Origin of the sequence: Calothrix sp. FACHB-168, assembly GCF_963889195.1 — a bacterium.
GTDB classification, from domain to species: Bacteria; Cyanobacteriota; Cyanobacteriia; order Cyanobacteriales; family Nostocaceae; genus Aulosira; species Aulosira anomala_A.
The window spans coordinates 16245-41746 of the sequence record NZ_CAWPNJ010000055.1 but is presented as its reverse complement, the minus strand read 5'-3'; the positions used below and the strand labels follow the sequence as shown (position 1 = coordinate 41746).

The window sequence follows — 25502 nt, the reverse complement described above, 5'->3', positions numbered from 1 at the left end:
TCCCTTCTCCTTCTCCCTTATCCCCTTCCCTAACTCCTATCCCTTAATTCTAAAATTTTTGTGGTTGCTGTTAATAATTTTTCTAATTCAACTGGCTTAGATAGGTGCATTTGAAAGCCGGCTGCAATTGCTTGTTTTTGGTTCATTTCCCCGGCGAAAGCTGTCAAGGCAATCGCGGGAATTTTCCCTCCTTGTTCTGGTGGCATAGCGCGAATTAAACGGATTAACATATAGCCATCAATTCCTGGCATACTAATATCGCTTAACAGTAAATCTGGGCGAGATTGGGCAATGATTTCTAAAGCTTCGCCGGCGGAAGTGACAGCCGTGACTGATGCACCTAAATTTTCCAGCATAATCGTGATAAATTCACCTGTATCGCGATCGTCATCTACTACTAAAATCCGTAAACCTGCCAAATTTTCATGATTATTTAATGTCCGCTCATTGGCTGATATTTGTGATTGTTTGGGCATCAATGGTAAATTTACAATAAATGTTGCCCCTGTACCTTCTCCTTGGCTTTCTACTTGCACTGTTCCGCCATGCAATTCTGTGAGATGGCGCACAATTGCTAGTCCTAATCCTAAGCCGCCAAATTCTCTGGTAATTGTGCCATCAGCTTGACGGAAATATTCAAATACATGGGGAAGAAAATCTAAGCTAATGCCTTTACCATTATCTTTGACTTGAATTACAGCATGACTATCTACTTGTTCTAGCCTTACTTCTATCTGTCCTCCTGATGGGGTAAATTTTACGGCGTTAGATAGGAGATTCCAAAATATTTGTTGCAAGCGAGCGACATCCCCAGCTACTAAGCCAATATGACTATCTAAACTAGTTTTTAGTTGAATATTTTTCGCTTCTAATGCTAAGTGCATCGTCTCCAAAGCTGCGGTAATTATCTTCGCTAAATTCACTGGCTGGATATTTAATACCATTTTGCCTTGTTGAATGCGAGAAACATCTAACAAGTCTTCAATTAGTTGAATTTGTAACTTAGCATTGCGCTCGATAATTTCTAAGCCGCGAAATAATTTTTCTCCCTCATATTTATACATTTTAATTAAAGATACCCAACCTAAAATCGGGTTGAGGGGAGTACGTAATTCATGGGAAAGTACAGCTAAAAATTCATCTTTGAGGCGGTTGGCTTTTTCCGCTTCTGCCCTTGCAGCTTGCTCTCTAGTTAATAATTGTTCTCGTTCTACTTCTGCTTGCTTGCGTCTAGTAATATTTCTAAAAAAGATACCTAAACCATCTTCTGAGGGGTAAGCATGGGCTTCAAACCATTTACAATCGCCTTCGCAAAAAGCTTCAAAATGTACGGGTATTCCTTCAGTTAATGCGCGACGATATTCGCGCTCAAATGGTGTACCATGACTGTCTGGCCATTGTTCCCAAAAGTTATTTCCTACTATTCTATCTGCGTCTACGCCGATAATGTTCACTGCTTGTTGATTAATATAAGTAATTTGCCAATCTTGATTGACTGCGATAAAAGCATCAGTCATGCTTTCAAGAATATTGGCTAGACGCTGCCGCAAAGATTGTTCTCGCCGGAGTAATTCATCTTTTTCCCGGTTAGATTCCTCTAGGCGAATATTAGTAGCAACTAAAGAATCATTTAGATAAATCAGTTTTTCCGAAAGTTTAGCACGGGCTTGATATTCACCAAGTTTGACTCGTTCTACGGCTAATGTTACTTGAGTTTTGGCTCTTTCTGTAATTGCTGTTCCTACCAGTAAACTTACAGCACATTGGACTAATAAACTTAGTTTATGAACGTGTAAAACTTCACCAGGAAGCATAAAATTGTCTATTAAAATTGTATCTGGGTAGACAATGAGATAACAAAATAAAGTTACTAATACGCAGAATGTAGAGATTAACATTCCACTGGTAACACCAAAGCGACTGGCAGCCCATAAAACGGGAATAAAGCTTAAAAAAGATAATTGTTGGAAGCGAAAATGTGTTTGTTGAGTTTGGGTAACAGTGAGAATTGCGATCGCTACACACAGCAAAATAATCGTGCTAATTTCCAGGATAAATCGCCGCGATTGTCGGAAATTGACAGCATTTAAGCTAGAATCTACCCCTTCCTCACGATCTATCCAGCCCATAGACTGAAAAAATGGCGTGAATACTAATAAAGCAGTTGGTGTAATTGCCATCACTCCCATAGCATTACCTAACCACCAATTAGGGATAGTTTGCGCCAAGCTAGCCCAAGACATTTTTCCCACAGCTAACCAAGTTAAGCTACCAATTACAGCTAAACTAGCAGAGGCTGCTATGGGTACGGTTAAGGTAAAAATTGCGGCATCTCTGAGATTATTTAATCGCAGCGAACCTTGTTTAAGACGACGATAGAGTAACCAAGCAATCAAAGGCTCTATACCATCAGTAAAACCAATGAGTCGTTCCCAACCTTGCAAGCCCCAAAATGGTGCCATCAAAAATGATGCCAATCCTGTAAGTAAGATACCATCAGTCCCTAACCAAAAAGTGAGCGCGATCGCCACACCTGAAGGCGGAAACCATAAAGAGATTCCTGGCTGAATTTGGTAGATGAGAGCCATTTGATGAGCCAGAACTAAGGCTAATAACCCTAAAACTGTAATTACAAGCCTTCTACGCATAGGCTTAAGCAGCAAATCTCCTAATTTTTAGCTCAAACGTCGCTGTAACCACAAACCTAATAACGGCAAAGCTAGTTTATAACCTTGCTCTGCATTGTAAATTAAACCCTTATGCTGTAATCCAGTCAATGCACCTTGTAGGCTGCCGCCTCTTGATAGTCCATGTTTTTGAATATACTCTTTACTCTGGGGTTTTGCTGTGGGATCTAAAGCTAAACATTCCAGCAAGTGTACCTGATTTGCAGGTAATAGCATCAGTAATGATTCAAAGGTAATCGATAAATCTTTGAGTAATCCGGCAATTGCTTGTTGTACATGTTCTTCTGTAATTAATTCATCAGCAGGACACAAAGTTTGCAAGCGACGAATCAACGCCATTGCATCGCCTATATGTCCTTGTACTGCATCTAAGAAGAGTTGTAAAGCACAAGAACGAGAATCAAATTTTAGTCCTTGTGTATGTAACATCTCCCTTGCCCACAATCCTAAAACATCTTTAACTAAGGGAGGTAACTGTATCGTTTCTAAAGGATAGTTATTTTCATCTGTGTGCTGACTTGTTTCAGCAATAGTCGCAATTAAAACATAACTAACTTCCGTTTGTGCCTTAATTTCTCTGCGGAATGTTGCTTCCCACAAATTATTTCGATCCCAAGAGCGAATGTGGGGAAAACTATGCAAAATTAATACTACTCGTTGCTGTAAATCTACGGCGATAATTTGTGTCAATTGCAACAATAATTCAAATGCTTGCCATACCTGTTTTTGGTTAAGGGAAGGTAATATTTTTAGTTTTCCTTCAGAATTGTAGACAAAAAACTCCCTAGCATTCTCAGCCACCCAGCTGTGGATTTTTTCTAGTTGCCAATTTTGGCTAATCACCTCCGCCAACAATTGCACAAATCGCTGCCCATCGATAGCGCGGATACAATCGATTTCCAATGCGATCGCACCTACTTCTTGAGCTGCACCTCGCACTAAAGTACGCCTCCCACTCCCCGGTACTCCCGTAATCAGCAAATCACCATCTCGCGCCAGCACTTCGACAACATGCTGAAATTCCACCGAGCGCCCAATTAATTGTAAAGGAGTAGCCAAGTCCAAAATATACCCGCCTGCTGAATGCTGCCCTATCTGTAACGTCAGCATACTAAGTTGTGGGAGTAGTGGGCAACCGTGGAATGGGTTGATGGTTGACGGTTGACGGTTAATGGTTGTTCCATGCTGAATAACTATGATTATTATTTAAATAATTTAGTGTTTGCAAATAAATAGCACTAAAATTTCGTGTTATACAAAATATAACACTTTAAAACAAGGGAATAAAGAGTTATGGCTCCAGCTGTATCTACCATCGCTCCAGAAGATAAGCAGCTGACTGTTTGGCATGGCTTGGATATTGAGGAAGCGATCGCGCGGTTGCAAAGTGACGCTGAATATGGGTTGAATGATGCAACAGCAGTTATGCTGTTGAATACATTGGGCGCAAATGAACTAGTGGCGAAGCCGGGTAAACCTTGGTGGTTGAAGTTTCTGCTGCAATTTAACCAACCGCTACTGATTATTTTGTTGTGTGCGGGGTTGGTAAAGGCGGTAACAGGTAGTTTTGTCAACGCTGGGGTAATTTGGGGTGTGACGACTACTAACGCCATCATTGGCTTTATTCAAGAGTCAAAAGCCGAAAGTGCGATCGCAGCTTTAGCCAAAGCCATTACTACGGAAGCCACAATTATCCGTGACGGTCAAAAAATTCGCATCCCTTCCCGCGATTTAGTCCCTGGAGATATTGTATTACTCACCTCTGGCGATAAAGTCCCAGCAGATTTACGGTTAATTAAAGTAAAAAATTTGCAAATCGATGAATCTGCGTTAACTGGGGAATCAGTAGCCATAGAAAAACATACCGCAACCTTAAACCCAGACACTGCCCTAGCCGAACGAAAAAACATGGCTTACGCAGGTGGTTTTGTTACCTTTGGGCAAGGTACGGGAATTGTCGTAGCTACAGGGAATGAGACGGAAACCGGGCGCATTTCCCAGCTAATGGAGCAGCATACCAATCTTTCCACGCCTTTAACCAGAAAATTTGATAAATTCAGTCAAAATTGGTTGTATATGGTGCTAGGGTTAGCTACCCTGTGCTTTTTCGTCGGCTTAAGTTCCCGCAGTTTTCAAGATGCTTTAGAAGCGGCGGTAGCGTTAACAGTCAGCGCCATTCCCGAAGGTTTACCAGCAGTTGTCACAGTCACCCTCGCCATTGGCGTTTCCCGGATGGCGCGACGCAATGCAATTATCCGCAAATTACCGGCTGTGGAAACCTTGGGTAGTGCAACTGTCATTTGTTCCGATAAAACCGGAACTTTGACAGAAAACCAAATGACAGTACAAGCCATCTATGCAGGGGGACATCAATATACTGTTACAGGTGTAGGTTATGCACCAGACGGGGAAATTCTCAACGATGAGAAACCTGTAGATTTGAACAGTGATAAGGGTTTGCAAGAATGCTTAATCGCCGGCTTACTCTGCAATGATTCCCACCTAGAGACGAAAAATGGTAGATGGGTAGTCATGGGAGATCCCACCGAAGGCGCATTAATTACAGCTGCAAACAAAGTCGGTTTTAGCCAACCAACCTTAACCAAGCAAATGCCTAAATTAGATGGGATACCCTTTGAATCAGACTATCAATACATGGCGACTTTGCACGCCACACCCAAGGGTAAAACCATCTATATCAAGGGTTCCGTCGAGGCGATTATGCAACGCTGCACCTTAATGTTAAACACAAATGGACAACCTCGTCCCCTCGATTGTGTCGAGACATTAAAACAAACTTCCATCGAACGGGAAGTGAATATTATGGCGCGACAAGGCTTGCGGGTGTTGGCGTTAGCGAAAAAGCCTGTGAGCGATGGGCAAAATACAGTAGATCGTGCAGATATTGAGGATGGCTTGATATTCTTAGGCTTACAGGGAATGATCGATCCACCCCGTGAGAGTGCAATTAAAGCCGTGCAAGCCTGTCAATCAGCCGGAATTCAAGTGAAGATGATTACCGGAGATCATGCTATCACAGCTGGGGCGATCGCTCGTCGTATGGGCATTAACAAAAACGGTTCAGTTCTCGCCTTCACAGGTGCAGAACTAGCAAAAATGGAACCAGCAGAACTCGCCCAAGTAGCCGAAGAAGGCGTAGTCTTTGCCCGTGTCGCCCCCGAACAAAAGCTGCGTTTAGTCGAAGCCTTACAATCAAAAGGCGAAATCGTCGCCATGACAGGAGATGGTGTCAACGACGCACCCGCCTTAAAACAAGCAGATATCGGGATTGCGATGGGTGGCGCAGGTACAGAAGTTGCGAAGGAAGCCGCAGATATGCTGCTTACCGACGATAACTTTGCTTCTATTGAAGCAGCTGTAGAAGAAGGGCGTGCGGTTTACAAAAACCTCATCAAAGCCATTTGCTTTATTTTGCCGGTGAATGGTGGCGAATCAATGACAATTTTGATTAGCACCTTATTAGCCAGAGATTTACCGATTTTATCCTTACAAATCCTCTGGCTAAATATGCTCAACTCCATCACCATGACAGTACCTTTAGCCTTTGAACCAAAAGCGCAAAACATCATGGAACAAGCACCGCGCCATCCCAACGAACCCTTATTATCGGCAAGTCGGTTAAAGCGGATTTTAGCAATTTCATTGTTTAACTGGATTGTGATATTTGGCGTATTTGAATATATCCGCCAAACCACAGGCGATTTAAATTTGGCGCGAACAATGGCGATTAATTCCTTAATTGCTGGGCGGATATTTTATCTGTTGAGTATTAGCCAATTAATCCCCAATTTAATTGCCAAAATGGACGGCACAATTCAAGAAAATGTGGATATTCCTGCCATTGCATTTGGGATTATAGGGGCGATTATTTTGCAAATTATCTTTGCCCATGTGCCGTTTATTAATTACGTGTTTGAAACAGCGCCTTTAAGTTGGCAGCAGTGGTTATTCTGTTTAGGTGTTGGTTCACCGATGATTCTTTGGGCAGCCGTTGTCAATCGTATCGATCCGCCTAATTAATAGTAGGGTGGGCAATGCCCACCTGATTTTTTAATTAAACCACAGAGGCATAGAAATTGCGGAGTCTATCATTATATAAAAAGATGTTTTTAAGTGAAAATTATCCATGAAAATATGTTTAAATAATAAACATACAAAATTTCATTAACCTTTATATAGCAATGGAAAGAAGAAAAATTTTAATTGCTACAAAAACATATCCTGCAATTAGCAGAAAGTATAAGGAAACAGTCTGTACAGCCGGAGTTTTACTAGATGATTTAGAGCAACCGCTACAGTGGATTCGCATTTATCCTATCCGATTTCGTTATTTAGAAACCGATCGACGTTATCCTAGATGGTCTATTATTAGCGCGGAAATTGAAAGAAATGAAAAAGACTACAGAGAAGAAAGCTTTAGAATTAATGATGAATCTATAGAAATTGTCAGAAAAATTGGTACCAATGATAATTGGGCAGAGAGAAAGTCGCTAATTCTACCCCTAGAGTTTAGTTCTATCAGTGACATTAAACAACAAGGTAAATCTTTAGGTATTATTAAACCTCAAAAAATTAACAGATACTATGATAAAAAAACTGAGCGGGAATGGAGTCCCCGTCAACAAGCGATTCAAGACCAACTAGATTTATTTGAACCTTCCGTAGAGCTAGAAAAAATTCCTTACCAATTTTTTTATGATTTTGTGGCTCAAGATGGTAAACGTCATAAATGCTCTATAAATGATTGGGAGATAATGCAACTTTATAGAAATTGCCGCAATAACTCTCAAGCATCTACTTTAGAATTAAAAGAACAAGAAGCATTAGAAAAAGTTAGACAAAAATTAGTAGATGATTTTTTGAACAAAAAAGATTTATACTTTATAGTAGGTAATCTAAAAAATCATAAGAATGCCTTTATGATTATTGGGCTATTTTATCCACAAAAAGTTGAGTTTGAGCAACTTAGTCTTTTTTAAATAATTAAAGAGTGTAAAATGAATAACTTGCAACAATGTACAAATCAATACATTCTTACATTCGGTTATGGTAATCGTAAGGGCTATGAAGAGTTCATAAAATACCTTGAAGAGTTTAATGTCTCATCGGTTATTGATGTAAGATTTCATCCCCGTGCTTGGAGTAGAAAATGGTATGGAGAACAAATTGAAAAGCTTTGTGTTACTAAAGGGATCAATTACATTTCTCATATCTATTTAGGAAATACATCAGGAAATGCAACTTGGGAACCTCCCGATAGACAAGAAGCTGAGAAATCATTAGAAGCGGTTGCAGAAATTGCTCGTACTGGAACTGTTTTATTACTCTGTGCAGAGAAAGATTGGCATCGATGTCATCGAGTAGAGGTTGCTCACCAATTAGAAAAGTTAGTACAACTTCCTGTAAAACATTTAGCTTGACTTTGTCAGTCTAAGCTTTTCTGGTAATACAGAACAAAGTTAATACCTAAGTAAGATTGACTGAAAGTACAAAAAGCTGTCTCCCTAGCATGGCGCGATCGCGTGAATTTGATATGATTGAGCATCAATTAACACATCGTCTCTAATGGATGCTCAATTATGCGCCTGTCAGCAAGATTTAATCTATCTCGGTTCCTCAAGTTAATTATCAGTTTAGTAGTCTTATCAACACTGTTATTCCTCTGTCAGCGAGTTTGGGCGCAAGATTGGCTACCTGTGCGCGGTGGTATCCCATTTGGTATCAGTGGAATAGCGCTGATTGAACAACAAAGTGATTCCCTAAGTTTTCTTATTGTTCATGATAATAAAAAACCAAATCAAGGTCGTCTAGCAATTATTAATATTAAAGGTAAGCAGCAACCTGAATATTTAGAGTTAAACTGGCCAAGTAACGCAAAATTACCGGAAGATTTAGAAGCTTTAACATCTATTCCTGGGACAAATAATACTGCTTTTATAGCTTTAACTAGTTTAGGAAAAGCTTATTATTTAAAATTAGAGTCTGATAAGAAAACTATTTCTTTAGTTAAAGAGTTTAATTTACCACCATATCCAAAAGGTAGTAATTTTGAAGCATTTGCTCTACAAGATATAGATGAGAAATTAGTTGCAGTTTGGGCACATCGCGGCGCAGCAGAACAACCAGCAACTCTTTATTGGGGATTGCTGGATTTGAATAAATATCAAATTGTTCCCACAGGTTATAATAATTTAGTCGTACCCTTTCCCTCTGGAAATGTGCGCCATATTTCCGATTTAAAAATAGATGCAGCAGGAGTTATATATATTAGCGCAGCTAGCGATCCTGGTGATAACGGGCCATTTCAATCGGCTGTATATGTTGCAGGTTCTTTGGGATATCGTAATAACAAAATAGTCTTCAAGCAAAGTTTTCATTTTGTACCAATTTACCGGAATAATTATCACAAAATTGAAGCGTTAGAACTTGTTTCTGGTGCTAAAGGCGGTATTGTTGTTGGTACTGATGATGAGAATTTTGGTTCTGCTGTGTATATTGTGGGCGGAGAATGAAAAAATATCCTAATTATTAACTTACTAAGCCCGCAACTCGTAGGGGCGGGGTTACCCCGCCCCTACAATTTGGGATAATTTATTGTTTGAATTTCCCTTATTCTGAAGGGCATAACGTGCATTATTTTTGCAAATTATTATTTATTCGGTTGAGCAATCCGGGTTTCGATATCTTCTAATGTTTGCAGTAATAAACGTTTTGCTTGTAATTGCCAACCCCATTTTTGAACTCTAAAAGCAGCGACAGAACCAGCGATGGCTGCTAATAATCCGATGGGTTGATTTAGAGAAATTCCTAATAATAAACCTAAGCCGGCAATTCCCCAAAAGGGTAAGGCTACTACTTGTCTTTGTTCTTCGACAATTTGGGCTATTTGATTGGGTTGCATTATCGCTAATAATTCGGACTTGATTTGGCGTTGCTCGGCTAAAGATACTGATAAACCAATTTTGCGCCGCAGCTTTTCAATTTTACGAGCGTCAGTACTGTACTCAGTTAGCTCGTCTTCCGCCATTCTGAGGAGATTTTCTAATTGCGCCATCTTCAATTATATCTTTAATTTCCAATTTGTCTCAATAAGGTGATTATCTCAAATTATTGTTAATCTTTCTTGACTATATCTTGGTATTTTCATTACACAATCCCAAATTTAATCTCTAAAATTGAACATAGGCAAAATAAACTAGCACGCCAAGGCGCAAATAAAAGTTCTCGACAAACTTAGGAGAATTTCTGTAATGCTTGTTGTTCTCCTTGATCCCTGATTATTGCTGCTTGACTCTTATCCCCGGATGCTTAGGAGTACTAGCAATTTTGCACTTATAACCAGAGCATTTACTTGTGAGGTAATTCTGATGGTAACAGTAGCGAAGAATACTTTGTCTGTGGATACAAAAGAGCGATCGCTGATTCTTTGGTTTGATGAGGTGGGAATTGCGGATATTCCCTTAGTTGGTGGGAAAAATGCGTCACTAGGTGAGATGATTCGTCAGTTGACACCTAAAGGCGTGAAGGTTCCTACCGGGTTTGCAACTACAGCTTATGCTTATCGTTATTTCATCGAGTCTGCGGGGTTAGACGCACAGCTAAGAGAACTGTTTGCAGACTTGGATGTGGAGGATATGAAAAATTTACAAGAACGGGGTAAAAAAGCACGCGCCTTATTAATGCATACGCCATTTCCCCCAGAACTGCGTCAGGCGATCGCATCTGCTTACGAAACCCTCTGCGAACCTTACAATGCAGATACAGATGTTGCCGTCCGTTCTAGCGCTACAGCTGAAGATTTACCCGATGCTAGTTTTGCAGGACAGCAGGAAACATACCTCAACGTTGTTAGCGTTTCTGGGGTGTTAGCAGCTTGTCATCGTTGCTTTGCTTCTTTATTTACCGATCGCGCTATTTCTTACCGTCATACCAAAGGCTTTGACCATTTTAGCGTTGCTTTAGCTGTGGGCGTGCAAAAAATGGTGCGTTCCGATTTAGCCTCTGCTGGGGTGATGTTCTCTATTGAAACAGAAACGGGTTTCAAAGATGCAGCCTTAATTACCGCCGCCTATGGTTTGGGTGAAAATGTCGTCCAAGGTAATATCAATCCCGATGAATATTATGTATTTAAACCGACTTTAAAAGCTGGGTTCCGCCCAATTATTGATAAAAAATTGGGTAGTAAAGAACTCAAAATGGTTTATGATGATGGCTCTAAATTTACGAAAAATATTTTAGTTCCTCAAGGCGAAAGAGGCAAATTTGTTTTAAGCGATGACGAGATATTACAGTTAGCAAATTGGGCTTGTGTAATTGAAGATCATTATTCGCGAGTCAATGGTTATTACACCCCAATGGATATTGAATGGGCAAAAGATGGGATTACCAATCAACTATTTATAGTCCAAGCTAGACCAGAAACAGTACAATCGCAAAAACGGGGAAATATACTGCGGAGTTATCGCTTAGTTAAAACAGATGAAGTTGTGAAATCTCCCCAGCCGCTTGTTACCGGACGGGCTATTGGCGAAGCTATTAGTCAAGGAAAAGTTCGTTTAATTTTAGATGTAAATAAAATTGACCAATTCCAACCAGGAGAAGTATTAGTTACAGATAGAACTGACCCCGATTGGGAACCAATTATGAAACGGGCGAGTGCAATTATTACTAACTCTGGCGGACGCACTTGTCACGCAGCTATTATTGCCAGAGAATTAGGCGTACCAGCAATTGTTGGTTGTAATAAAGCTACAGAAATTTTAACAACTGGTCAAGAGGTAACAGTCTCTTGTGCGGAAGGTGATGAAGGACTAGTTTACCCCGGTTTATTACCTTTTGAAGTCCAAGAAGTTTTGTTAGAAAATCTACCCCGCACCCGCACACAGATTTTAATGAATGTGGGTAATCCTCAAGAAGCATTTAGTTTATCTGCTATCCCTAATGATGGGGTTGGTTTGGCGAGAACAGAATTTATTATCGCTAATCAAATTCAAATTCATCCAATGGCGTTAGTTCACTATGATGACTTAAAAGATGAATTTGTGAAAGAGAAAATTTGCGAAATCACCGCACTTTATGAGGATAAACCTCAATATTTTGTTGATAGATTAGCCCAAGGTATTGGCAGAATTGCGGCAGCATTTTATCCCAAACCTGTGATTGTGCGGATGTCTGATTTCAAAAGTAATGAATATGCCAATCTTTTAGGCGGTAAACAATTTGAACCTGATGAAGAAAACCCAATGCTAGGCTGGCGCGGTGCTGGACGTTACTACGATCCAGGTTATCGGGAAGCGTTTGCTTTAGAATGTCATGCGATTAAGCGAGTGCGGGAAGAAATGGGTTTAACTAATGTAATTCCCATGATTCCTTTCTGTCGCACTCCCGATGAGGGACGGTTAGTATTAGCAGAAATGGCAAAGAATGGTTTACACCAAGGCGCGAACGGTTTGCAAGTTTATGTGATGTGCGAGTTGCCTAATAATGTGATTATGGCGGAGGAATTTGCAGAAGTATTTGATGGCTTTTCTATCGGTTCTAATGACCTAACGCAGTTAACATTAGGACTAGATAGGGATTCTGCATTGGTGGCGCGGTTATTTGATGAACGCAGCCCAGGTGTTAAACGCATGGTAAAAATGGCTATCCAAGCGGCGAAAAAATGCGATCGCAAAATTGGTATTTGTGGACAAGCACCCAGCGATTATCCAGAATTCGCCCAGTTTTTAGTAGAAGAGGGAATTGACTCTATTAGTTTAAATCCCGATTCAGTTCTCAAAACAATGTTAGAAATCGCCAAAGTTGAGGATAATCAGGTTTAAAAAGCCAGTCTCGATGAAAATTTTTTCATCGCTATGTAGGAAAGCACAAGGGAAGGGAGAAATTACTCTTTTAAATCAGCCATAAAAAAGAAAATCTCTCCCCTCATCCCTGGTGCTTTGTCTCATTACAGCAATTTTCACCTATTTGAAGCACATCTGTCGTAGGGGCACGGCATCCACAATCTTCTCATATATACAATAATTTTACTGGTGCCGTGCCCCTACAGTTTGGTTTAGGGACTTACAAAAAATAAATTACCCAAATTCCGCAGTGCGAGCAGCGCTCAGTCGAACGCTGCTCGCACTACAAATTGATTGGGTATTTAAAAAATTGGATGTCCCTTATTTACCTGAAAATAGCTGTAAGAGTCAACAGTCAACTGTCAACGCTATTTTCAATTTAGCCTCCTATATATCCGAAATAGCTCACGGAAGAGTTGTATGTAAATTATGTAGTCAACAAGACTCTAGAGACTCAGACTATTAGCACTGAGAGTGTGAATGTACAAATAACACCAATATAGTAATCCGTTGAGGAGTTGTGAAATATTACATACAGGGTTGTTGACTGTTAAGCGTTGACAGTCAACAGTCAACAGTCAACAGTCAACAGCCAACACTGATATTTTTTACAACTCAAATGGGACTGCTATATATATACGATATCTGCATAATAATAAATTATCTTTATTCAGCAGAAATTAGCAGTGCATAAATTTAGTCAGTATAACCTATGAAATCAATAGTTATTCTTTCGTAGATTCGTTCTATGGCTACTATCAGCAAAACTTCCCTAGCAACAGCAATTAAACCAACTCAATTAGATAAGATTGATTATTTTGAATCGCTGCAAGCTAATTTATTACAAGCAGTGATTGAAAATCTCGGAGATGGACTGTTAATTTTGGACGAGCGCGGTAAATTATTTCATGCAAATGCATCTGGATTAACAATATGCGAGCAATTAAATCAAGAAGAACACCAGGCGAATTTTATTCACCCAGTGATTGAGCGGCTCTGTAATTCTTTAAGAGAGAATTACAGATTTACTACCGATCATCCAGTTATTCTTTCGGATGAAATTGTCGTAAATCCGTCAAAAGTTTTTCGCGTGCGGGTGAGATTGCTAAATTTAAATTTTGTCCATAATTCTTGTTTTTTAGTAACGATTGAAAATCGCTGTGAGTCTTTGAAAAATGTCGCGTTTTCTGAAATCAGAAAATACGATTTAACGCCGAGAGAAGCGGAAATTTGGTCTTTATATAGAAGGAACTATAGCTATAAAGATATCGCTGCTAAATTGTACATCACAATCAACACGGTCAAGAAGCACATGAAGAATATTCATGCTAAACGTCAAGCTTGTGTGACTATTCAGGATAGTTATTAGTCATTAGTCATTAGTCATTAGTCATTTGTCATTTGTCATTGGTAAGGGTTTGACGCATCTTGACTTTTTGCTACATGGTGGGTGCAATTACCAAATTATCTGATATAAGATGTGGTAACTTTCATTGCTTAACGAACTTCTGACGCATTTTGTAAGCGGATTAATGCATTAGAAACTTGGCGTTTTAAGTTCTCATCCTTTTGAATATCTACAGTAATTTGGTTAAATCGCTCAATGGTTAAATTATTATCTTCGACTATTTTTTGGGAGTGTTTACAGTAATTAACGGCGATACCTTGAGCTTTTTTTGGTAGAGCGCTTATGCTTTTAGGATCGTTACAAACTATTTTGGGGATTTCTCTTCCACCCATCAGTTTTTTAATGTCATCAAAGGCTTGTTGACGCGCAGGTTCCATTGCTAATACTGCTTGAGCATAGCTATTGATTTCATTGGTATTAACTGGTGATGGACTTTGTGCATTAGCTTTGGTGCTAAATATTAGCACGCTAGCGATTAAACCTGTAGTAGCGATCGCACTCTTATACAATGTTCTAGAAAACATTTGCTTTAAGCTATCTCGGAAAAATAAATTAGCAGTTTTTTGCATATAACCTGTGACACAGAACTCAGTAGGGATATGATATTCGCTCTGAATTATTTTAGGAGTAAGAAGTTCCACAAATTTTTTTATCCATGAAATTTTTATATAATCCTGGAAATTTTTATATTTTGTGTCAGTTTCTCCGAGAGACTTGACAAAGTTCTATCACTTTTGTCTGCATTGTAGCTATATCGGAATATCCTTGTTTGAGGCTGACTTCTAATTCTAGCAACAAGGGTAAAATGCTGATTAGTTGCTGTACAGAGAGGGATTTGACTTCTTGCTGTAAAAAATAAATCCGTTTGGGGTTCCCAACTTCTGCTGCTTTAGCGATCGCATCCGAATTTCGCTCGCCACTTTCCATCATAATTTTTACCCATAGCCAGGTGCGAAATTGACCAATCAAGGTTGCAACTATCCGCAAAGCAGGCTCGGAAGCATTCATCAAATCGTTTAAGGTAGTTAAAGCCTTAGCCGTATCGCCAGTTCTAATGGCTGCGGCTAACTGTAAACTATTTTGTGTAGTATTTCTGATTAAGTTAGTAATAATTGCTACATCTAAAGGCTGATTGTTTCCAGCCCCATACAAGCGCAATTTTTCCATTTCATTGTAGAGGAGTCTTGTATCATTACCAACAGACTCAGCAATTAATTCCACAGCTTTAGGTGTCAATTTTACACCCAAACTTTGAGCAGCTTGATTGACAGCTTGTACCAGTAACTCTGTTTTCCAAGGGGCAATCAAGGGAAATTCGCGAAACTCGGTAGCGAACTGCTTTAACGTTTTTGTTGCTTTTAAGCGTTCGTCGGGTTTGTTGCGACTGGTGAGCAATAAAAATGAGTTTTCGGGGATGACTGGTAAAGTGCGCGTCAGTTCAGCTAACACATTATCTGGACAATGCTGACATAGAGTAGTATTAACTAACCAGACTAATCTCCCACCAGCGCCAAAGCTGGGTGTCATCGCTTCATTTAAGGCTTGAATCACCGCATCATCTCGATCTGGGAGAAAGGAAGTATAGTTAAAACTTGTCCATAAAGGATCGAGAATGCGATCGCTTAATGCCGACACCGCCTTTTCTATGGCAAAATCATCTTCACCCCAGTAAAAGTAAATTGGCATGGAAAAACCTCAGTTCTTCTCTTTTTCACCCTATCATTAGATTGAAAATGGGCATAGGGCATAGGGCATAGGGCATAGGGCATAGGGCATGGAGGAGAAATGACTCTTGTACAGACGCGATTCATCGCGTCTCTCGCGATTCATCGCGTCTCTCGCGATTCATCGCGTCTCTCGCGATTCATCGCGTCTCTCGCGATTCATCGCGTCTCTCTACGCCATCAATTTTTTACTCATTTTCATCACTGGTACAATTATCCCTTTACTTAAATAATGTGGCGCTCTGGCAATTGCTGTAAAACCTAGTCGCGAATAAAAGCCTTCAGCATATAGGCTAGCAGTGGTCATTACTCTATCTATACCTTGTTCTCTGGCGCGATCGCAAAAATGTTCAACTAAATTTCGCCCGATTCCTCTCCCTTGATATTGAGGATGCACGTATAAAGCTATGAGTTCATCATCAATATAACTAGCAAAGCCTGTAATTACATTATCTATAGCTGCTACCCAAAAATTATCTGCTTGAATTAGCTTAAATATATTTCCATTATCGGGGCGATCGCGGTAGTTGCGCCAAGCTAACAGTTCTTCTGGAGAATAAAAAGTAGCTGGTAGCGCTTTAATTGCAGCAATATGAATTATACTCAGATCCCTGGCATCTGTTGGTTGTGCAGGTCTAAGAATTATTTCCTGAGCATTCATATTTTTTGGGCTAGCATTAAGACTACATGCCTTATATAAGGTATTTAACTGGCGATCGCAATATGTCAACAACCTCGCCTCTCAACTACAGCATTTTTACTGCGCCTATTGTTTGTCTTTTGATTAAGGCTCATATTAGGTGAGTAACTACACTTACAGCGAATTGCAAGTTGGTGAGATACAGATAATAGTTGATTGTAGGGGCATTGGCACTGCCATGCCCCGAAGCTTGTACCTCATTTACGTGAAATATGCTGTATTTTCTGAGTAATTGTACTGTTATTTGTGGCTAAATTAATTATTTATCAAGATATTACTTAGCTGTTTACCGAAAAATTATTTGGTAAAAAATGGCATTTATTAAATAATAATATGTTCTTGATAAATGACTGATAAGTAAAGATTTAATGCTAATTTATATTTGTTTATTACAAAAATAAATTAGCCCAATTTTATTGGTATCATAGTTATTGGGACAATTTTCCTAACATCAGTCACATCGTCATAAGTGGGTTTTAAATTACAGGTTTTAAGTTGTGGTAAATCTCCTTACTGGGGAGCATCCCAAATGTGCAAAAACGCCCTCACCCTATAAGGGTGGGGCTAGAAATACGAAGCCTGCCTACCCTTCGGGAACGTCTTCGACGAACGCAGGCTAAAAGTTTGATAGCCTGCGAAGGCAGGCTTTGTTGTTATAGCAATACCCTTCTAGGGTATTGCGTCAAAATTGGGATGCTCCCCCTTACTGTTAGGTTTTTGCAATAATAATTATGAATTAGGAAATTTCAATTCTGAGTATTAAATTATCGCTAAAAATTTGAATAAAACACGCTTAATTGATGATAATTTGTTCAGTGTTGTAACAACAATTAACATCTTCACCTAGCATTACTGTACCTGGTATGTATATAAAAAGGTTGACATTTTCTAGTGATTTAAAGAATCATCTTAGGGAAACCGGATAGTCGTTGTTGAGGAAACTATGCACGCAGTCATACTCGTTCTGTTTGAGGTGCTGATTGTTATTGGACTGTCACGGTTAGTCGGACTGGCATTTAAGTCAGTTAAGCAACCGTTGGTAATTGGTGAGATTGTCGCCGGGATTATGCTTGGCCCTTCTTTATTTGGTCTAATTGCACCTTCAGTAGCAGCTCATGTATTTCCACCTGAGACAATTCCCTATTTAAATATTTTGTCACAAGTGGGATTAATATTTTTCATGTTTCTCATTGGCTTAGAACTTAATCCTAAATATCTGAGCGGTCAATTAGAAACAGCAATTTTGACTTCCCATGTGAGTATTTTAGTACCATTTTCATTAGGCACAATCCTAGCATTATTGCTTTATCCGCTAGTTTCTAATGGGAGTGTATCTTTTACCGCCTTTGCCTTATTTTTAGGTGCAGCGATGTCAATTACAGCATTTCCTGTGTTGGCGAGAATTATTACAGAAAACAACTTGCAAGGAACCAGGTTAGGGACATTAGCGTTAACTTGCGCTGCGGTGGATGATGTCACAGCTTGGTGTCTGTTAGCAGTGGCGATCGCAGTTGCCAGAGAAGGTAGTATTGTTAGTGCATTCCCGACGATTATCGAAAGTATACTCTATATTGGCTTTATGGTCACTGCCGGACGTTGGTTTTTGCAACGCCTCGCTACTCATTACCAGCGTGCCGGACGCTTAAGCCAATTGGTAGTAGCCTTAATTTATATGGCTGTTGTCGCTTCCGCCTTGATTACCGAATTAATTGGTATCCATTTGATTTTTGGAGCCTTTTTACTCGGTGCAGCCATGCCAAAAAATGCGGATTTAGTCAGGGAATTAGCGGAAAAAACCGAAGATTTTGTTTTAGTATTTTTACTGCCGGTATTTTTTGCCTTTAGTGGCTTGCGGACGCAAATTGGCTTACTCAATCGTCCCGAATTGTGGCTAATGTGTGCATTAGTTTTAGGAGTAGCGATCGCAGGTAAGTATATTGGAACTTATGTTGCAGCGCGTGTCAGTGGGATTAATAAACGAGAAGCCTCAGCTTTAGGCTGGTTAATGAATACTCGCGGCTTAACTGAGTTAATTGTACTGAATATTGGTTTAGATTTAGGTGTCATTTCCCCCGTACTTTTTACCATGTTGGTGATTATGGCACTAGTCACCACATTTATGACCTCACCGTTACTGGAATGGACATATCCCAAAAAGTTAATCCGCTTAGATCGTTTAGAGCCAGAATTAACAGAAACCACAGGGGAAAATACTGTTGTTGCTAACGATTATCGCATTTTAGTTCCAGTAGCTAATCCCAGCACCCAAAAAGGCTTAGTACAGTTAGCAGTCGCCTTGGCGCTGAACAATCATCAATCGGCTGTAGTTCATCCCCTCAGCTTAATTGAATTTGAAGAAGACTATGCCTTTGAGAATACCCCAGTTGAAGCTAACCGCCTAATTGAGCAACGCCAGCAACAGCTAGAAGATTTAATCAATAGTCTAGAACCGCCAACAATCCGTTCTTACGTGCAACCGATTATTCGCTTGTCAAGTAATGTTGCCAGAGAAACCGCAGAAATTGCCAAAATCGAGCAACCTAACTTGATTTTAGTCGGTTGGCACCGTCCAGCTTTTAGTAACAATCGCTTAGGTGGTAGAGTAGGTCAAATTCTTACTACTGCACCCGTAGATGTAGCAGTTTTCATTGATAGAGGCAACGAACGCTTAGAAAGCTTATTAGTGCCATATTCTGCCAACATTCATGATGATTTAGCCCTGATATTAGCCTTAAGATTATTAATCAATCGTGACACTTGTATGTTAAAAATTTTACAGGTTGTTTCAGGGAATCAAACCAACGATGAATTAAGTTACGAGCTGCACATGATGATGGAACGCTTACCAGAGACTGTACGCGATCGCATTGAAATTAAACCCATAAAAGCCGAAGAAGAACCAATTCAAGCTGTAATTACCGCTTCCGAAGCCGTAGATCTGACAATAGCTGGTACTAGCCGCGCTTGGGGTATTGAGCGCCAAACTCTAGGAAGATACACAGATCAACTAGCAATTCAATGTCGTTCTTCCTTGCTAATTACTCGACGCTATAGTCAAGTTACCTCTCATTTATCATCTGTGCTATCTGAAGTCACCACACAAGAATCGGTTGCTAGGAGTTGAAATCATGAATCATTTCAATTTAAAATCCTTAACCTTTTACGGAATTGCGATCGGTTCAGTTCTCCTGTTATTTAAAACTGTCAGCGTCTATGGAGAAAGTAAATTAAAAGCTCCCCCTGCAATCAACAATCACTATCGTATTGCTTTACAAGAAGCCATACCCAACTGCGAAAAACCAGAACAATTAATTTTGAATATGCAGCAATCAGGTATTTACCTAAATGCCTCCTTTTTACCAGCAAATCCTGAAGCTGAATCATCAAATAGCAATCCTACTCACAATCATCTCTCTGGCATTTTTAGCAACCAAGAATTAAACCTATCTGGCAGAATTGACAAAAGCGTTTTCTGTCAGATTAGTAACCCCAAAAATAACTACGTTCACTCAGTAAAAATGCAAATGCAATTAATCAATCAAGGAAATTTCATCGGACAATTTTCCTTAAGTGGTAGCACGAGAGTTTTTAAATTTACTGCTGTGCCAGATAAAACTCAGGTAAAATCTCAACAGAGCAAAAAACATTAAAGCACAAACATGCCAGATAGCTCAACATATCCCAGATAAAACCTATGGACAAAAGTCTCAAAACTCAACAATCTTGCCAACTTTGTCAGCAGCTATTTGGTATTAGCTGGTTTGGCATATATACCATAATTACTCTGCAAGCTGGTAGCATCAGCGCCTTACCAGCAACAAAACAGCTACCACCGCCAATTGGTAGCCGCAATATTACCTCCCCATTAGCTATACTTGATAATTGGCGCTTTTCTCCAGAAGCGTTACAATTAGAGTTTTCAGTTTCATCCGGGACTACACCTCATTATTTTTATCTCGCCCAACCTCCCCGCCTAGTTGTCGATTTACCTAATACGAAATTGGGTTATGTTTCCACTCAACAAAGTTATTCTGGAGCTATTCAAAGAGTCCGGGTTTCTCAGTTAAATGCAGGCGTAACTCGGATAGTTTTAGATGTAGCACCAGGAAATTATTTAGATCCCAATCAAGTAAAATTACAACCAACATCCAAGAAAAACTCTACTCGCTGGGTACTGCGGGGGATTAACTCTGGGTTGAGAAATGCTGTACAACCTAATACCTTACCTGTAATTCCCCCTAATTACCCACAACAACCTAATAACCCCCCGACAATTCCCTATAACTATTCCCAACCAACGATTAATCAACCAACAATTAATAATCAACAATTTCCCTTTGCAACTTTACCACCACCATCTCATACTTTGCCATCAATACCCACTAATTCTCAGCAACCACTAGTAGTTGTTCCCCCACTTTCACCTAATAACCAATCTCAACTACCAAATCCGATACTTCCTCCGCCAATTTTCTCAAATCAACCTAATAATATTGCTAATCCTGCTTTGATCAATCAACCTGATTTTACCGTACCCACAGTACCCCAATCTCCCCCTAGTTTTCCGGGAGAAGCACCAGTAATTGAGTTTGGACAACCTATTCCCAGAATGCAGCAAAATTAACTTGTATAAACCTGATTTGATTGGCTGACATAGCAAAAAGTTTTCATCATCAAAAATACCTAAATTATATGCCAGGGCACAAATAATTTTGCCCTTAGATAGTTGTGAAAATCTTTTTAAACACCTATAATGATGCGCTGAATCAGCAAATATGATTATTTTTTGCTCTTTACTCAATCAGACTTATTATTTAATAATATTTTTTTAATAATAGATGCAAATAAATACTGAGGTAATTACTCATGTCTCGTTCTGCGCCCTATCAGCCTTTGTTGTTAAAGATAATTCATGGCGTGAGTGGAATTTTAGCGATCGCCGCCATCATCACAGGCTTTTTGGTTTACAATACCTTCGACGGCAGATTTGGGAAAATACCCCTCCCGCGTATTGGGCCAATTATCGATATTCACGGGACATTTGCAGTATTTTTCTTGGGAATTTTCCCCATATTAGCAATATATAGCTTTCATGCAGGTAATAGACGCCTATTACAAAAAGATTCTTTACAAAACTTAACTCAAGTTGGTAGACCAATTTGGTGGGTAAGTTTGCAGAGAATTGCTAATACGCTCATGCTAATTGCATCAATTTTAGCTGTATTATCTGGCAGAATGATGCAAGAAGAATGGTTACCGACAGGAGATTTAAATCAAAGTTGGTACTACCTACATCTAATTGCTTGGGTGTTATTAGTTTGCTGTTTAGCAATTCATGTATTGATGTCTGCAAAAGTAGGTGGTGCGCCTTTATTATTATCTATATTTTCGCCAAATCTCCGCCCAGAAGATAGCCCGACACAATGGTATGGGCGGTTGCGTCATTGGGGGAGTAATTTCTCAGCTAATATTGCTGGAGAAATTAGTAATTTACGACAAAATAATTTTCCTCTCAGTATCGTAGAAATTATCGTCCTAATAGGAATTTTAGCGGCGCTGATTTTACCTCTTTTCTTCTCTGGTGGCGATTAAATATAATTAAAGGTGCGTTAGCCTACGGCATAACACACCCTAAATTAAATTCAAAAAACCTATCTACAGCTTGCAGGCTGTTAATAATTAACTATACAAAGATTTGATCCAATGCCATTCTTGAGTCAAACCTTCTTTGAGAGAGACAGCTGGCTGATATTGGAGAATTTTTCTGGCTTTCGATACATCAGCTGCGGTATGGCGTGCATCTCCTATAGCTTTTTCTATATGGTTGGTTTTGATTGGTTGACCAACAATTTCTGCCATTGTATCTAATACTTCAGTTAAGACAACTCTGCTACCACCACCAATATTGAAGATTTCACCCACAGCATCAGGCGCAGTAGCGGCGGCTAGGTTAGCAGCAACAGCATCGCTAACAAAGGTAAAGTCTCTAGTTTGCTGTCCATCGCCATAGATGGGAATGGCTTCATCTTGCAATACAGCTTTGAAAAACTTATGAAATGCCATATCCGGGCGCTGTCTGGGGCCATAAACTGTAAAATAGCGCAAAGATACAAAAGGTACGCCAAAGTTTTTGTGATAGAGACTGCATAAACGCTCGGCTGCTAGTTTGGTAATACCATAAGGAGACACAGGGCGAGGTGGAATATCTTCGTGAGTCGGTAGAGTTTCGGCATCACCGTATACACTAGATGTAGAGGCAAATACTAGCCTTTGCAAGTTTTTTGCATCTTTAGCAGCTTCTAGTAAAATTTGTGTTGCGTTAATGTTGCGTTCGGTGTAAGCACGGAAACCGCTACCCCAACTGGCTCTAACTCCTGCTTGTGCGGCTTGATGGTAAACTACCTCTACATCTTGTAGTAATGTCGGCCAATCTAATAACTGAATATCGCCTTCAACAAGTTTAAAGTTAGGATATGCTTTTAAAATTGCTATATTCTTGTGTTTTAATGTCGGATCGTAGTAATCGTTAAATTCATCAATACCTATTACTTCTTTATCTTGTCGCAGTAACGCTTCAGCTATGTGAGAACCAATAAATCCAGCTGCCCCTGTAACGATGATTTTGGTCATATCTCTAATTTTTATATATCCTCTTCATCTTTGCATACACAGATTAATACTTCGGGTGGTAAAAGTCACTACTTGACCAGTATTTTTATTTAATCTTTTTAATCAAGATAAAAAATAAAAGAGGTCTTTACATATTAATCAGGTTAAGTGGAAAAAATTGGTCTATGCAGGAAAGGAATACACCGAGAATAGAAAATAGCCTTACCTGAACTATATTACTCAATATATAAAGATGAGATTGAGTTGCTAAAATTATACCAAATAAAAGCATAAATAACACAGATTGTTTGTGATGAAGGGAGTTGAATACTTTTGACTTCCCCCTCATGGGGCGCTGATGTTCATTGGTGTCAACTTAACGCAAAACCCCCATTCCATCTAGCTCCCACGCTCTGCGTGGGAGCTAAGATTTATCAGGCTCTGCCTCAATTTATCAGAAGACGAGGCAGCAGCCCACGAATCCACATTTCCATCCTCCTGCTGGAAACAAGATAGAGAAAGTAAATAGACCACGCTGTAGGGGCAATACAATAATTTTACTGATGCGGTGCCCCTACTACGATAGATGTGGTTCAAATAGGTGAAAACTGCTGTAAGTTGACACAGGTGATACACCACCCTTGCAAAAGAGCGATCGCCTCAGATGCTTCGAGATGCTTCGACTAGTCAACAGAACATCAATTAGGGAACTGTGCTAGCAGGTCTTTGCCGTCAATAATGGTACTAGTAAAGACAAACTTGCGATTAGCTTGGTAGCGTGGATCTGACTTAATCATCGCCATAAAATCGCGATGTCCCTGTCTTGTCCTACCTACTTGACAACCAGCACTCCATCTGCCCACGTCAGATTTAGGGTTATCACCTCCCCAATGTTGGTTAATGCCAAACATCCCTGAGTCCATAGAGTCGCCTTGATCGCGTCTGCCATTGCGATTGGCATCACGATGAACGGTGACTTGTCCGCCAGTTTGCACCAGCGCTTCATGTCCGCCACCTGGCGTATGAATTCCTACTTGCCATGCACTGTATTGCCCAAAGGCGATCATTGCTGCACCTTTGGGGTTCATGGGCTTGTAGGTATAGTACTTACCTGGGTTGGTTGTAGCTTCCCAACAGCCAATCATTTTCGGCTTACCATCTTGAAACTCAATCACGGTACGAAGGTCGTTCCAGACATTCAGGGTATTATCATTGAGCGTGCCATCTGGATTCATGCCCTCGATGTAGATAATATTCTTTTGTCCAGGTTGTTTGTCAATTCTGTAGCCCTTTTTCTCACAATAGGCAACGATTTTCTCGGCTAGAGTTTTCGGCTTAACCGTGACTGTGGCGATTTTAGAACCATCAATCTGCACATGTCCGCCATAGATAAACCAAATGCGTCGGCTCAGAATTGGAGTCTTGAGCATGACTCGCAGATGTTGTGCATCTGCGATCGCCACTTCGATAATTTCCAACTCTCTCCCCGCTTTGACGGTGGTTTTTTCCGATGCTTCCAGCTTATTAGAGGGCAATGAGCAACTTTTCAACACCGAGTCAGAAGTTACCTTCAGATTAAACTGTCCCTGCTCAACCTGGCCATCTTTGAGTCCGAGCGCTTGCAGAAAGTACAAAATTGCCGCACAACCAGGAACTGAATCAATAGTTTTGGTGTGATTAGTCCCAGCCCAAACAAACGGCGTAATTCCCTGGTTATCTTTACCTTGGAAGTCATTACACGCATCGAAGGCGAGTAAGCGAGTAGAAAGCTTTGTTGGTATCTGTTCGCCCTGAATTTTACTCAGCTTGCCCGTGATTTGCTCTAAAAATTGCTGATAATCCGGGAAATCTGCCTTAGCATGTAAGATTCCTGCCCAATACCAAGGTAAATTGGGATAATACCACTCAAGTTTTTCGTACAAACCGCGATCGTAATACAGCTTCTCAGCTATTCTTTCTAACTCTGGCAAGAGATTTGATTGCACTTTGCAGCTTTGCCATAGTTCTGTATATTTTTCTTCTATATGTACAATATTAGCCATTTTTGTGATAAATGCTTGGTAACTAAAACGGCTGGTAGCTTTATTTTTTAATCATCGCCAATAAATCATCGCCAACAGCTAGAACAGGCAACACTAGCATCCACTGTTAAACAGTCCAGCTATGCTTCGTTAGAAGTATAACTTGCTGTGTTTAAGCTCCAGTTTGAATTTCTTGGCTGTGGATTGTTCAGCTCTTCATTATGGACTTCTGGATATCTATTATCTTGATTTTTCACCTGTTCTATGCGTTGGCAGAGGCTATAAATGATAATCGGATCGCGGATGATTTCAGTTATAATGCGAGCTTCATTAAAGTCTCTAGCATCGCTTCTTAAGTCACGCAACACCAAATCGATTAACTCCGGACTCATTTCTATTTCCAAAGAAATGTTAATCGCAATATTTGGCCCCGTTTTGTCTATATCGATGGAATACTTTTTACTGTTACGAATCATAATTGTGTCCTATA

General features: G+C 39.9%; 19 protein-coding genes. 10 read left to right on the top strand and 9 right to left on the bottom strand.

Annotated features, from left to right (window positions below):
* Positions 1–29 precede the first annotated feature (29 nt).
* Positions 30–2648 carry an MASE1 domain-containing protein gene (locus tag AACW45_RS29220; protein ID WP_190636470.1) on the bottom strand — a complete coding sequence of 873 codons (2619 nt, stop codon included), beginning with the start codon at positions 2646–2648 and terminating at the stop codon, positions 30–32.
* Between the two features lie 27 nt (positions 2649–2675).
* Entirely contained in the window at positions 2676–3797 is a 1122-nt protein-coding gene (locus AACW45_RS29215) for an ATP-binding protein (protein WP_190636468.1), read from the bottom strand.
* 183 nt (positions 3798–3980) lie between these two features.
* On the opposite strand from AACW45_RS29215, the gene AACW45_RS29210 reads away from it, so the two are divergent.
* The 4 genes from AACW45_RS29210 (at position 3981) to AACW45_RS29195 (ending at position 9220) form a co-directional block, all read left to right on the top strand.
* A complete protein-coding gene (locus AACW45_RS29210) occupies positions 3981–6728 on the top strand; it encodes a cation-translocating P-type ATPase (RefSeq protein WP_190636466.1) in 2748 nt (915 codons plus the stop codon).
* Positions 6729–6889: 161 nt separating this feature from the next.
* A complete protein-coding gene (locus AACW45_RS29205; protein ID WP_190636464.1) occupies positions 6890–7687 on the top strand; it encodes a hypothetical protein in 798 nt (265 codons plus the stop codon).
* Between the two features lie 18 nt (positions 7688–7705).
* Positions 7706–8128 (top strand): DUF488 domain-containing protein, encoded by a 423-nt coding sequence (locus AACW45_RS29200; protein WP_190636462.1) that lies wholly within the window; start codon positions 7706–7708, stop codon positions 8126–8128.
* 159 nt (positions 8129–8287) lie between these two features.
* A complete protein-coding gene (locus AACW45_RS29195) occupies positions 8288–9220 on the top strand; it encodes a hypothetical protein (protein WP_190636461.1) in 933 nt (310 codons plus the stop codon).
* 137 nt (positions 9221–9357) lie between these two features.
* Here the strand turns inward: AACW45_RS29195 and AACW45_RS29190 are convergent, their stop codons facing one another.
* On the bottom strand, positions 9358–9762 hold the full coding sequence (locus AACW45_RS29190) for a hypothetical protein (protein WP_190636459.1): 405 nt from the start codon (positions 9760–9762) through the stop codon (positions 9358–9360).
* A gap of 313 nt (positions 9763–10075) precedes the next feature.
* On the opposite strand from AACW45_RS29190, the gene ppsA reads away from it, so the two are divergent.
* A complete protein-coding gene (gene ppsA / locus AACW45_RS29185) occupies positions 10076–12529 on the top strand; it encodes a phosphoenolpyruvate synthase (RefSeq protein WP_190636457.1) in 2454 nt (817 codons plus the stop codon).
* Between the two features lie 769 nt (positions 12530–13298).
* On the top strand, positions 13299–13919 hold the full coding sequence (locus AACW45_RS29180) for a LuxR C-terminal-related transcriptional regulator (RefSeq protein ID WP_190636455.1): 621 nt from the start codon (positions 13299–13301) through the stop codon (positions 13917–13919).
* Positions 13920–14047: 128 nt separating this feature from the next.
* On the opposite strand, the gene AACW45_RS29175 is transcribed toward AACW45_RS29180, so the two are convergent.
* The 3 genes from AACW45_RS29175 to AACW45_RS29165 form a co-directional block, all read right to left on the bottom strand.
* On the bottom strand, positions 14048–14599 hold the full coding sequence (locus AACW45_RS29175) for a DUF4168 domain-containing protein (RefSeq protein ID WP_313933815.1): 552 nt from the start codon (positions 14597–14599) through the stop codon (positions 14048–14050).
* A 55-nt stretch (positions 14600–14654) separates the two neighbouring features.
* Positions 14655–15644 carry a DNA polymerase III subunit delta gene (gene holA, locus AACW45_RS29170; protein WP_190636453.1) on the bottom strand — a complete coding sequence of 330 codons (990 nt, stop codon included), beginning with the start codon at positions 15642–15644 and terminating at the stop codon, positions 14655–14657.
* 210 nt (positions 15645–15854) lie between these two features.
* Positions 15855–16412, bottom strand: a complete 558-nt coding sequence (locus AACW45_RS29165) for a GNAT family N-acetyltransferase (protein WP_339385100.1) — start codon at positions 16410–16412, stop codon at positions 15855–15857.
* Between the two features lie 913 nt (positions 16413–17325).
* Here AACW45_RS29165 and AACW45_RS29160 point away from each other — a divergent pair.
* The 4 genes from AACW45_RS29160 to AACW45_RS29145 all read left to right on the top strand — a co-directional run bounded on the left by AACW45_RS29160 (position 17326) and on the right by AACW45_RS29145 (position 21974).
* Positions 17326–19506, top strand: a complete 2181-nt coding sequence (locus tag AACW45_RS29160) for a cation:proton antiporter (RefSeq protein ID WP_190636449.1) — start codon at positions 17326–17328, stop codon at positions 19504–19506.
* A 4-nt stretch (positions 19507–19510) separates the two neighbouring features.
* Entirely contained in the window at positions 19511–20032 is a 522-nt protein-coding gene (locus AACW45_RS29155) for a hypothetical protein (protein ID WP_190636447.1), read from the top strand.
* Positions 20033–20076: 44 nt separating this feature from the next.
* A complete protein-coding gene (locus AACW45_RS29150) occupies positions 20077–21006 on the top strand; it encodes an AMIN domain-containing protein (RefSeq protein WP_190636444.1) in 930 nt (309 codons plus the stop codon).
* 242 nt (positions 21007–21248) lie between these two features.
* Positions 21249–21974 carry a cytochrome b/b6 domain-containing protein gene (locus tag AACW45_RS29145; RefSeq protein WP_190636442.1) on the top strand — a complete coding sequence of 242 codons (726 nt, stop codon included), beginning with the start codon at positions 21249–21251 and terminating at the stop codon, positions 21972–21974.
* Positions 21975–22061: 87 nt separating this feature from the next.
* Here the strand turns inward: AACW45_RS29145 and AACW45_RS29140 are convergent, their stop codons facing one another.
* From AACW45_RS29140 to AACW45_RS29130, 3 genes are all read right to left on the bottom strand, one after another.
* Positions 22062–23012 carry an NAD-dependent epimerase/dehydratase family protein gene (locus AACW45_RS29140; RefSeq protein ID WP_190551087.1) on the bottom strand — a complete coding sequence of 317 codons (951 nt, stop codon included), beginning with the start codon at positions 23010–23012 and terminating at the stop codon, positions 22062–22064.
* 677 nt (positions 23013–23689) lie between these two features.
* Entirely contained in the window at positions 23690–25033 is a 1344-nt protein-coding gene (locus tag AACW45_RS29135; protein WP_190636440.1) for a hypothetical protein, read from the bottom strand.
* 119 nt (positions 25034–25152) lie between these two features.
* Entirely contained in the window at positions 25153–25488 is a 336-nt protein-coding gene (locus AACW45_RS29130; RefSeq protein ID WP_096647495.1) for a hypothetical protein, read from the bottom strand.
* Positions 25489–25502 lie beyond the last annotated feature (14 nt).